General features: G+C 74.8%; 11 protein-coding genes and 1 pseudogene. 4 read left to right on the top strand and 8 right to left on the bottom strand.

Features of this window, described 5'->3' with window-relative positions:
- The 3 genes from AB0K09_RS22635 to AB0K09_RS22645 all read left to right on the top strand — a co-directional run.
- On the top strand, window positions 1-571 hold a 571-nt coding region (locus AB0K09_RS22635), incomplete at its 5' end, for an MFS transporter (RefSeq protein ID WP_366067188.1).
- Between the two features lie 29 nt (window positions 572-600).
- The gene (locus AB0K09_RS22640; protein ID WP_366067189.1) at window positions 601-1521 is read left to right on the top strand and encodes a DUF2797 domain-containing protein; all 921 of its coding nucleotides are present in this window, start codon (window positions 601-603) and stop codon (window positions 1519-1521) included.
- Between the two features lie 184 nt (window positions 1522-1705).
- Window positions 1706-3058, top strand: a complete 1353-nt coding sequence (locus tag AB0K09_RS22645; RefSeq protein WP_366067190.1) for a hypothetical protein — start codon at window positions 1706-1708, stop codon at window positions 3056-3058.
- Here the strand turns inward: AB0K09_RS22645 and AB0K09_RS22650 are convergent.
- From AB0K09_RS22650 to AB0K09_RS22665, 4 genes are all read right to left on the bottom strand, one after another.
- Window positions 3018-3884, bottom strand: coding sequence for an ABC transporter permease (locus AB0K09_RS22650; protein ID WP_366067191.1), 867 nt, complete (start codon window positions 3882-3884; stop codon window positions 3018-3020). The two genes, AB0K09_RS22645 and AB0K09_RS22650, sit on opposite strands and share 41 nt — an antisense overlap.
- Window positions 3844-4734: an ATP-binding cassette domain-containing protein gene (locus tag AB0K09_RS22655; RefSeq protein ID WP_366067192.1), complete on the bottom strand. Its 891-nt coding sequence runs from the start codon at window positions 4732-4734 to the stop codon at window positions 3844-3846. Before AB0K09_RS22655 ends, AB0K09_RS22650 begins: the two co-directional genes overlap by 41 nt.
- Window positions 4731-5210, bottom strand: a complete 480-nt coding sequence (locus AB0K09_RS22660; protein ID WP_366067194.1) for a MarR family transcriptional regulator — start codon at window positions 5208-5210, stop codon at window positions 4731-4733. Before AB0K09_RS22660 ends, AB0K09_RS22655 begins: the two co-directional genes overlap by 4 nt.
- Window positions 5211-5370: 160 nt before the next feature.
- The gene (locus tag AB0K09_RS22665; RefSeq protein WP_366067195.1) at window positions 5371-6612 is read right to left on the bottom strand and encodes a geranylgeranyl reductase family protein; all 1242 of its coding nucleotides are present in this window, start codon (window positions 6610-6612) and stop codon (window positions 5371-5373) included.
- A 173-nt stretch (window positions 6613-6785) separates the two neighbouring features.
- On the opposite strand from AB0K09_RS22665, the gene AB0K09_RS22670 reads away from it, so the two are divergent.
- Window positions 6786-8174 carry a dipeptidase gene (locus tag AB0K09_RS22670; protein ID WP_366067197.1) on the top strand — a complete coding sequence of 463 codons (1389 nt, stop codon included), beginning with the start codon at window positions 6786-6788 and terminating at the stop codon, window positions 8172-8174.
- A 66-nt stretch (window positions 8175-8240) separates the two neighbouring features.
- On the opposite strand, the gene AB0K09_RS22675 is transcribed toward AB0K09_RS22670, so the two are convergent.
- The 4 genes and pseudogenes from AB0K09_RS22675 to AB0K09_RS22690 form a co-directional block, all read right to left on the bottom strand.
- Window positions 8241-8891, bottom strand: coding sequence for a LysE family translocator (locus tag AB0K09_RS22675; protein WP_366067198.1), 651 nt, complete (start codon window positions 8889-8891; stop codon window positions 8241-8243).
- Between the two features lie 189 nt (window positions 8892-9080).
- Window positions 9081-10118 carry an NUDIX domain-containing protein gene (locus tag AB0K09_RS22680; protein ID WP_366067199.1) on the bottom strand — a complete coding sequence of 346 codons (1038 nt, stop codon included), beginning with the start codon at window positions 10116-10118 and terminating at the stop codon, window positions 9081-9083.
- A gap of 200 nt (window positions 10119-10318) precedes the next feature.
- Window positions 10319-10552, bottom strand: a complete 234-nt coding sequence (locus AB0K09_RS22685) for a chaplin (protein ID WP_366067200.1) — start codon at window positions 10550-10552, stop codon at window positions 10319-10321.
- A 220-nt stretch (window positions 10553-10772) separates the two neighbouring features.
- Window positions 10773-10949, bottom strand: a pseudogene (locus AB0K09_RS22690) (ROK family protein); the annotation flags it as partial.

Consider the following 10949-nt stretch of genomic DNA (forward strand, 5'->3'; position numbering starts at 1 on the left):
CGCGTCCGCGCGGCGGGCCGGCGGGCGGGCACTGGTCGCGGTGTTCGGCCTGATCGCCCTGTGCACGGCCTACGGCGAGGGCGCCATGGCCGACTGGGGAGCGCTGCACCTGCAGCAGGACCTCTCGGCCCGGCCCGGTGTGGCCGCCGCCGGCTACTCGGTCTTCGCGCTCGCGATGACCCTGGGCCGGCTCGGCGGCACCGCCCTCCTCGAACGGCTGGGGCAGACCCGGGTCCTGGTCCTGGGCGGCGTGACGGCCGCCGCCGGCATGCTGCTCGGCGCGCTCGCCCCCACCGTCTGGGCGGCCCTCGCCGGCTTCGCCGTCACGGGCCTCGGGCTGGCCAACATCTTCCCGGTCGCCATCGGCCGCGCCGGCGAGCTCTCCGGCCCCGGCGGCGTCGCCGCGGCCTCCACCTTCGGGTACGGCGGCATGCTCCTGGGCCCGCCGGCCATCGGCCTGCTGGCGGACCGCACCTCGCTGCCGGCCGCCCTCACGACGGTCGCGGCGCTGGCCGCCGTCGCCGGCGTGATCGCGTACACCACCCGGAACGCCGTGCGCACCGGAGCCTGATGTCGGTGCCCGCTGGCAGACTGCACAGCATGGAACGGGACGAGCGGGGCGACGACCGGGGCGGCGACTGGCAGTGCGCCGGGCTGCGCTGGGAGGCCTCCGGCCCGTCCCTGGTCTGGCGGCACGCGGTGCGGGGCGAGCGCCTCTCCCCCATGCCGCCGGGCCGGACGCTCGCCTTCACCACCGGATCCCGGCGGTGCTGCGCGGGCGTCCGCCGCGCGGGGCGGCACACGCCCTGCCCGGCCGGCGCCGGGGTGCCCGCGCCGGCCCTTTCCGCGCAGTGCGCGGAGTGCGCGCGGCTGGACCGCTCCCACTCGGTGGCGGCCGACACCGCGGCCGACGACCCCCGGCCCTACGACGTCTACCTCGCCTGGTTCGGCCCCGGCCTGCTCAAGGTCGGCATCACGGCCTCCGAGCGGGAGGGCCGCCGTCTGCTCGAACAGGCCGCTCTCTCCTACGCGCTGCTCGGCCGCGGGCCGCTGATGGCGGCGCGGCGGGCCGAGGCCGTGCTGGGCGCGGCGCTCGCCGTGCCGGACCGCGTCCCGTACGCCGCGAAGCGCGCCGCCCGGCACCCGCTGCCGCCGCAGGAGGTGCGGACGGCGGCGCTCGCCGAACTGCACGAGCACGCCCGGCACCTGCCCGGCCTGCCGGAATCGCTCACGGTCGCCGCGTTCGCGCCCGTGCACCACGACGCGGCGTTCCATCTGGACCGCATACGTACCGTGCACCGGGCCGTCGCCCTGACGGCCGGGTGCACGGTGGCCGGCCGGGTGGTCGCCGTGGCCGGGCCGGACGTCCACCTGGACGCGGCCGACGGGCGTCCGCTGCTGGTCGACACCCGGCAGCTGGCCGGCTGGCCGCTGACGGCGGCCGCCCCCGACGCGCCGACGACCGCCGCCGAGGTCCCGGCCGGGAACGCACCCCCGCCGGAGCCCGAGGCGCTGTTCTGAGCCCGGTGTCCTGAGCCGGTGTTCCGACCCGATCGGGTCACCTTCCCGTCACATGGACCGATTTCTCCTGTGAACGGGTGGTCCATCAGGGAATGACGGCCTCCGTTCCCCGCCCGCCTCCTACGGTGGCCCCGTGCCGGCCGCGCGGTGACCGCCGCCGGGTCACGACCGGGCGGGAGGACGCATGGAGTATGCGCGGCTCTTGCGGCAGCGCCCCGTTCTGGTCCTGTGGCTGGCGCGCAGCCTGTCCGCGCTGGGGGACCGCCTGTACGCGATGGCGGTGATGTGGAGCGTGTGGGCGGGCACCGGATCGGCCTCGCTCACCGGGCTCGTGGCCCTCCTGGAGTCGCTGCCCTACGTCGTGCTCGGCGCCGCCGGCCGGCGCGTCGTCGCCCGCTTCTCCTCCTACGGAGCACTGTCCGCGGTCGACGCGCTGCGCGCGGGCGTCGCCGTGGCCCTGCCGTTCGTCTGGTCGCCCGACGCCCTGGGCACGGCCGTCGTGCTGGCCGGCGTCCTGCTCCTCGGCGTGCTCGGGGCGCTCTTCGACCCGAACTTCGAGGCGCTGGTGCCCACGCTCGGGCGGCCCGGTCAAGTCCAGTCCGTCACGGGGCTGTTCGATCTCACCAGCCGTGTCGCCCGCATCACCGGCCACGCCTGTGCGGGTGCGCTGCTGCTGGTGTTCTCCCGGATCGAGCTGTTCGCGTGCGTGGGCGCCGCGTTCGCGGTCTCGGCGGCGGCGCTGGGCGGCCTGGCCCGCCGTCTGCCCCCGCCGCCCCCGGCCGGCTGCGACGGCGAACGGCCGTCCGTGCGGGTCATGACGCTGGTGAGGGACCACCCGGGCATCGGCATGGCGATCGGTGTGCACGGGGTCCTGCCGTTCTGCGCCGCGGCGACGACGATCGGGCTGCCCGCGCTGCTCGCCGGCGGTCCCGGCGCCGGCGCCGGCGCGTTCGGGCTGATCACCGCCGTCTCCGGGATCGGCGCGCTCATCGGCAACCCGGTCGCCGGTGCCCTGCGGCCGCGCGCCTGGCTCGCCGTCTGCTGTGCCGCCTGGGCCGCCGACGGCCTGGCCACCGCCTGCATGGCGGCGGCCGGCTCCGTCCCGGCGCTGGGGCTGTTGTGCCTGCTGTCGGGGCTGGCCGCGCCGCTGGGGACCGTCACGATGCGGGCGCGCCTGGGGACGTACGCCCCGGCGGAACGCCTGCGGCTGATGGCCGTCGAACACACGGCGACCCGTACCGGCAGCGTGACCGCGATACTCCTCCTCCCGCCGCTCGTCGACGTCTCCCCTTCCGGAGCGTTCCTCGCGGCCGGCGCGGTGGTGGTCCTGCTCACCGCGGCGGTCGGTCTGCTCTCGCCGCGGATCACCCGCCGGGAACGGACGGCGGCCGCCCACGCCGCCGGGCCGGCCGGCGGGAGGCATCGCGCCCCGGGGCCGCCGCGCATCGGTCTGCCCCGGGCCCGGTCCGCCGGCCGGGCCCGGGCGGGTGCCGGCGTCAGCGGGCCAGCCGGCCGAGCAGGGCCGCCGCCGCGGTGATGCCTGCCAGCGCCGCCAGGGCCAGCACGCCGAAGTCGGCGCCCAGGTGCGCGGGGGTGCCGATGAGCAGGCCGCGCAGGGCGTCCACCTCGTAGCTGAGCGGATTCGCCTTGCTGACCGCCTGGAGCCAGCCGGGCATGACGGCAACCGGGTAGAGGGCGTTGGAGCCGAAGAACAGCGGCATGGTGATGGCCTGGCCGATGCCCATCAGCCGGTCGCGGGTCAGCACGATCCCGGCGATCGTCATGGACAGGCAGGAGAAGAACGCCGAGCCCAGCACCACGATCACCGCCGCGGCGAGCAGGCGCAGCGGGTTCCAGGTCAGGGCGACGCCCATGAGCGCCGCGATCACCACGACGACCGCGCCCTGGACCACGGCCTTGACCCCGGCTGCGAACGCCTTTCCCGCCACCAGGGCGGCCCGGGGCGTGGGGGTGACCAGCAGTTTGGTGAGAACCCCGGAGTCCCGCTCCCAAATGATCATGATGCCGTAGAAGATGGCGATGAACATCGCGGACTGGGCGATGATCCCCGGGGCCAGATAGTCCACGTACGGGACGTCGCCGGTGGGAATGGCCTTGATCCGGCTGAACGTCTGCCCGAAGATCAGCAGCCACAGCGCGGGCTGGACGGCGCGGGTGTACAGCTCCGCCCGGTCGTGCCGCAGCTTGCGCAGTTCGACCACGCACATGGCCACGACGCGCGCCGGAACGACCCGCCAGCCGCCGTGGGCGCGCGGTGGGTGGAGCAGCAGCCCGTAGCGCTGCTCGACAGGACCGTCGCGTTCAGCCGACGCGGGACGCGGTGCGGCGGGTACGGCGGACATCGCCGAACTCCCCTCGCTCGTCTTCGGATCCGGCCAGTTCGCCGCCCGCGACGTGCCGGAACACGTCCTCCAGGGACGGCGGCGCGCTCCCGCCGTCGCCGGTCTCCCGGCGGTGGGCGACGAGTCCGCTCTTGAGTTCCTCCGGGGTGCCCAGCGCCCGGACCTTCCCCCGGTGCAGCAGCGCCAGGCGGTCGCAGCGCTGGTCGGCCTCCTCCATGGAGTGCGTGGTGACCAGCACCGTCATGCCCGTGGCGGCCCGGATGGCCGCGATGCGCTCCCATACGTTGCCGCGCGCGATGGGGTCGAGGCCGATGGTCGGCTCGTCGAGCACCAGCAGTCTCGGCGCGCTGACGAGCGCCTGGGCCAGTTCGAGGAGGCGCACCATGCCGCCCGAGTACGTGGCCGCCAGCCGGTCGGCCGCGGCGGCGAGCCCCACAGCCTCCAGCGCCTGCCCCACCCGCTCGCGCCGCTCACGGCGCGCCACGTCGAAGACGCGGGCGAACAGATCGACGTTCTCCCGGCCCGTCAGACCGGCGTCGGCGGACAGTTGCTGCGGGACGTAGCCCAGCAGCCGTCGCACCGCCATCTTCCGCCGGGCGGCGTCGCGGCCGAAGATCTCGATCACGCCCGGGGGCACGGGCAGCAGTGTGGTGATCGACCGCAGCGTCGTGGTCTTGCCCGCGCCGTTCGGCCCGAGCAGGCCGAAGACCTCGCCCGGCTCGACGCGCAGGTCCACGCCGTCGACGGCCTTGGTCCGGCCGAAGGCGTACGTCAGCCCCGTGCAGCGGACGGCCGCCACCCCACCGGCCCCGGCGGTCCCACCCTCCGTGCTCATGGCACCTCCGCTCATGGCACCTCCTCGGTGTCGCGGGTGTCGCGCAGGACGTCCGCGAGCCTGCGCAGCGCGGGAAGCGCCGCCGCCACGGCCGCCCGGTCCCGCGCCGGCAGCGCTCGCATGCCCTCGCGGAACAGCACCGCGCGCCGCGCCTCCCAGTCGCGCAGCCGCTCCCGGCAGGCGGGCGTGGGGAACAGGGCCACCGCCCGGCCGTCCCGGGGGTCGCTCTCCCTGCGCAGCAGGCCACCCGCGACCAGGCCGTTGATCAGGGTGCTCACCGAGTTCGCGGCCAGGTGCAGCTCCTTTGCGGCGCCGGACACCCCGATGCCGGGCCGCGCCGAGACCACGCGCAGCAGCTCGGCCTCTGCACCCCGCAGCCGTGGCGCCGGCATGGTCCGCCACAGCCGGCGCCGGGTCAGGCGGTTGATCCCCGCCACGAGACCGGCGAGCTCGTCGGCCGTGCCCTCCGCAGCGCGCGCAACATCTGCCACATTCGCACCATTAGCGGGCATACCATCATTTTAGCTCTGTGCCCGAGCTATCGGTAAGGCGCCGCAAGCCGCGCTCCGGGGCGCACGGCAGCGCCCCGCCGGCGCGCGACGGGGCGTGCGGGGGGCGCTGCGGTGGGGCGTGCGGTGGTGTGCCGAGCGGTCAGTCGCGGGCGGGTCGCCGGTCCAGTGCCGACAGGCTCTGGCGCGCCACCGGGCTGGTCCGGACGATCTCCGCCAGCGTCGTGGTGCCGCGGGTGATCCTCGCGAAGAGCCGCCACGCCGGGCCGAAGCCGGTGAGGGCCGCGTGGAAGAGGCCGGGGTGGCGTTCGAAGGCGGACAGCAGGCGGCGGCCGACGCCCATCTCGATGCCGAGGCCGGCCTTGATGGCGAAGGCGTAGTTGAGTGCCTGCCGCCGGGCGTCGACCGCGTCCTGCGCCTCGGCGATGCGGACGGCCCACTCGCCGGCCAGCCGGCCGGAGCGCAGGGCGAAGGAGATGCCCTCGCGGGTCCACGGCTCCAGCAGGCCGGCGGCGTCGCCGCAGACGATGACGCGGCCGCGGGAGAGGGGGGAGCCGGAGGTCCGGCAGCGGGTCAGGTGGCCGGAGGAGATCGCCGGCTCGAAACCGGCGAGCCCCAGGCGGGCGATGAAGTCCTCCAGGTAGCGCTTGGTGGCGGCGCCGTCCCCGCGCGCCGAGATCACGCCGACGGTGAGGGTGTCGCCCTTGGGGAACACCCAGCCGTAACTGCCGGGCAGCGGGCCCCAGTCGATGTGCACCCGGCCCGCCCAGTCCTCGGCGACCGTGGCCGGCACGGGGATCTCGGCCTCCAGGCCGAGGTCGACCTGCTCCAGCTCGACGCCGACGTGCGCCCCTATGCGCCCGGCACTGCCGTCGGCGCCGACGACCGCGCGGGCCAGCAGCGTCCGGCCGTCGCCGAGGACAACGGCGACCGTGCGCCGGTCGGGCACGGCCGGCCCGTGCTGCTCGACCCGGGAGACCGTCACGCCCGTGCGCAGCTCGGCGCCGGCGGCCCGGGCCGACTCGACCAGGGCCGCGTCGAACTCGGGCCGGTTGACGAGCCCGAACAGCATCCGCTTGGCCCGGCGGGTGCGGGTCAGCCGGCCGTCGAGGGAGAACGTCACGGCGTGCACGCGGTCGCGCAGCGGCAGGGCGAAGCCGGGCGGCAGCGCGTCCCGGGAGGGGCCGATGATGCCGCCGCCGCAGGTCTTGTAGCGGGGCAGCTCCGCCTTCTCCAGGAGCAGCACCCTGCGGCCGGCGGCCGCGGCGGCGTGCGCGGCCGAGGCCCCGGCGGGCCCGGCGCCCACCACGATGACGTCCCACACCGCGTCCGTGTCCCCGGGCACGTCCCCACCCGCCGCACGGACCTCGTTGTCGCTGCTCACCTGTGCTTCCGCTCCCCAATTCGATCACCGGCAACCGCTACCGCCGCATCCTACGGCCCGCCGTCGGGCACCCCGGCCGGGGGAAGCGCGGGGCGGTGGGAGTCGGCATGGGAGGATCGAGGGCGCAATCGCCCGTACCCGGGACACCCCGTCCCGTTCCCGAGGAGCGTTCCATGGACACGTCCCCGTCGCGCCGCCCGGACCAGGCGGCGCTGGCGGCGACCGTCGCGTCGCTGCAGACCCGCGCCCGGACCGAGCTGGCGGAGCTCGTCGCCTTCCGCTCGGTCGCGGACGAGGACCAGTTCCCGCGCAGTGAGTGCGAGGGCGCCGCGAAGTGGGTCGCCGACGCGCTGCGGGCCGAGGGCTTCGAGGACGTGGCCCTGCTGGACACGCCCGACGGCACGCAGTCCGTCTACGGCCTGCTCCCCGGCCCGGCCGGCGCGCCCACGGTGCTGCTGTACGCGCACTACGACGTGCAGCCGCCGCTGGACGAGGCCGCCTGGATATCCCCGCCCTTCGAGCTGACCGAGCGCGACGGCCGCTGGTACGGGCGCGGCGCCGCGGACTGCAAGGGCGGCGTGATCATGCACCTCACCGCGCTGCGGGCGCTCAAGGCGCACGGCGGCGTGCCGGTCACCGTCAAGATGATCGTGGAGGGCTCGGAGGAGCAGGGCACGGGCGGCCTGGAGCGGTACGCCGAGGCGCACCCCGAGCTGCTGGCGGCGGACGCGATCGTCATCGGCGACGCCGGCAACTTCCGCGTCGGTCTGCCGACCGTCACGGCGACGCTGCGCGGCATGACGATGGTGCGCGTCCAGGTGGACACCCTGGAGGGCAATCTGCACTCCGGCCAGTTCGGCGGTGCCGCGCCCGACGCGCTCGCCGCGCTGATCCGCATCCTCGACTCGCTGCGCGCCGAGGACGGCTCGACGGTCGTCACCGGCCTGGAGCCGCAGGCCGAGGCCGTGTGGGAGGGCCTCCAGTACCCGGAGGAGGACTTCCGCAAGGACGCGAAGGTGCTCGACGGCGTCGAGCTGACCGGCTCCGGCACGGTGGCCGACCGCATCTGGGCGCGCCCGGCCGCCACCGTGCTGGGCATCGACTGCCCGCCGGTCGTCGGCGCCACGCCGTCCGTGCAGGCGGCCGCCCGCGCGCTGATCAGCCTGCGCGTGCCGCCGGGCACCGACGCCGCGGAGGCCACCAAGCTGCTGACCGCCCACCTGGAGGCGGCCGCGCCCTGGGGCGCGCGCGTCGCGGTGGAGCAGATCGGGCAGGGCCAGGCGTTCAGCGCCGACACCTCCAGCCCGGCGTACGCGTCCATGGCCGAGGCCATGGCCGTGGCCTACCCCGGCGAGGAGATGCAGACCTCGGGCATGGGCGGCTCCATCCCGCTGTGCAACACGCTCGCCGCGCTCTACCCGCAGGCGGAGATCCTGCTGATCGGGCTGAGCGAGCCGGAGGCGCAGATCCACGCGGTGAACGAGAGCGTCTCGCCGGAGGAACTGGAGCGGCTGTCCCTGGCGGAGGCCCTGTTCCTGGGCAACTACGCGGCGGGCCGCTGACGGACCGCCCCGCTCCCGCCCGGCGCGAGCCGGGCGGGAGCGGGCCCTTGAGTCACCCGTCAGCCGTCAGCGCAGGGCGACCGCCGCGCCCGTTCGTTCGGTGGCGATCCTGACGGCGAAGCCCGCCAGCGCGGTGCCCATCACATAGCGCTGCACGCGCTGCCAGAGCGGGCGCCGGGCGAAGAACCCGGCGACGGAGCCGGCCGTCACGATGAAGAACGCGTTGCCCGCGACCCCCACCGCGATCTGGGTCAGCCCCAACAGCAGCCCCTGCAGACCCACATGTCCACGCGCCGGGTCGACGAACTGCGGCAGCAGCGAGATGTAGAGGATGGCCACCTTGGGATTGAGCAGGCAGGTGAGGAAGCCCGTCAGGAAGAGCTTGCGGGACCCGTCCGGCGACAACTCCTGGGTCACGAAAGGGGATCGGCCGCCCGGCCGGACGGCCTTCCAGGCCAGCCAGAGCAGGTAGCCCGCTCCGGCCAGCTTGATCGCCAGGTAGATCTCCGGCACCAGCGCGAAGACGGTGGCGATCCCGGCGGACACCGCGAAGAGGTAGACCAGGAAGCCGAGGCAGACCCCGGCCAGCGAGATCAGCCCCGCCCGGCGGCCCTGGGCGATCGAGCGGGAGACCAGGTAGATCATGTTCGGCCCCGGCGTCAGCACCATGCCGAGCTCCACCAACGCGATCCCCGCTATTGCACCCAGCCCGATCACAGCACTACCCCCGTACACCCGTTCACTTAGGTGCAACCTAGCAGCCCACGGCCACGTACGGCTCAGAGTGCCGGGCCGAGACGGCCGTCACCTCGCCACGTTCACGGTGCCCACGCCCTGGACAGGTCAGTCACCGGGCCCCCGCGCGGGGGCCCGGTGAGCGTCGTTCCCGGCGTCGGCCTGCCCGCCTCAGCCGACCGGCACCCCCGCCTCCAGGTTCAGCACCCGGCCCTGTTCGCGCGCTCGCAGGGCCCAGCGCAGACGGTTCAGGCGTACGGGCGGCAGCAGTGCGGCCGCCTCGTCCTCCGTCACGAAGCGCCATCCCCGTAGTTCCGCGCTCGGCAGCAGCAGCCGCTCGGCGTCTGCCGCCTTGAGGCGGCCGCCGTCGAAGAGCAGGCGCAGGCCGCCGTAGCCGGGCGGATGCGGCGGTTCCCAGTCGACGACGAGCAGCCCGGGCACGGTGGCGAGTTCGAGCCCGATCTCCTCGGCCACCTCGCGCACGCCCGCGCGGGCCGGGGCCTCGCCGGGTTCGACGACGCCGCCGGGGAACTCCCAGCCCGGTTTGTAGGTGGGGTCGACGAGGAGGACCCGGTCGTCCTCGTCGAAGAGCAGAACCCCCGCGGCGAGCGTCTCCGCCGTCGGTTCCGGGGTCTGGACGATGCGGCACACGCCCGCGTCCCCGCCGCGGATGGCCTCGGCGACGTACTCGGCGGTCTGACGGGGCGTCAGTCGGCCGTTGTCGACGACCAGCGCGTCCCGGGTCAGCCAGGGCAGTGCGGCGCGGTACGGGACGATGTGGTCCCGGGACCACTGCCGGACCGCCTCGCTGCCCTCCGGGTCGTCCGGCAGCTCGACGCGGCTCTCGATCCGTTCCCGCAGGATCGTTTCGTCGGAGGTGAGGAGTACGTGCCGCACCTGGATCCGGCGGGAGGCCAGGCCCCCGAAGATCTCGTCCCGGTACTCCTGGCGCAGGAGGGTCATCGGCACGATCAGCGTCCCGCCCAGCTCCGCGAGCATCGCCGCGGCCGTGTCCACGACCATCCGCCGCCAGATCGGCAGGTCCTGGTAGTCCTTGACCTCACTCATCCGCTTCGGCGGCAGCAGATGGCGCAGCGCCCCGCCGGTCACCTCGGGGTCGTAGAGGGTACTGTCCGGGACGAGTTCGGTCAGTTCTTTCGCCGTGCTGGTCTTGCCCCCACTGAACGCACCGTTCAGCCAGACGATCACGGTTCCCCCTTCTCCTGTGGAGTGCCCGGAACACCTTGCCACGGAAACGTGTGCGAGCGGCATGGTGCCGGGCCTACGCGAAGCCCCGACACGCGGCCGGCCGCGCGCTCCTGACGGGGGGAGACAGGAGCGACGCGGCCGGCCGAGCGGGGCCCTGGACCCCGCTCACGGTGCCCTCGGCGGCTGGAACCGGGGCCGGCTCAGTCGTTGACGAGCTTGTTGCCCAGGGAGCTGTTGGCGACGCCCACGACCGAGAGGACGTTGCCGCCCACGTTCGGGGAGACGCGCGGCGCGACCTGGGCGACGTTTCCGGCGGCGACGCCCGGGGACTTGACGGCCTCGCCGTGGACGCCGCCGGCGGCGGCGGTGGTGGCTCCGGCGCCGATGGCGGCGGCGGCCAGGGCTGTCACGGCGGCGGCGTTGCGAATGCTCATGATGTCTCCATCGCGAAAGGGGGGAACAGAGCAAAGGCTCTGGCAAGAACGAGTCTTGCTCATGAAAAACCGCTGACATGACCGGAGGACGGTATGTTCATCCGCGCCAGTGATCACCGGTCCCCCCTTGACACCTTGTGGGTGCACGGGAGCCCTCAACTACCCGTCGAAATAGGCCAGTTGATCCGCCGAAGCGAGCCCGGGCGGCCGGTTTGCCGGACTAACTCGCCGTCCACAGGCCGGAGTTCCGCGCCGCGACCACCGCCGCGCCCACCAGCCCGGCGTCCGGGCCGAGACGGGCGGGCAGGACCTCCAGCCGCGAGGCGAACGACAGGGTCGCGTAGTCGCGCAGCCGCTCCCTCAGGGGCCCGAAGAGCACCTCGCCCGCGCCCGCGAC

The organism is Streptomyces sp. NPDC049577 (genome assembly GCF_040675635.1).
In the GTDB taxonomy this organism is placed as follows: domain Bacteria; phylum Actinomycetota; class Actinomycetes; order Streptomycetales; family Streptomycetaceae; genus Streptomyces.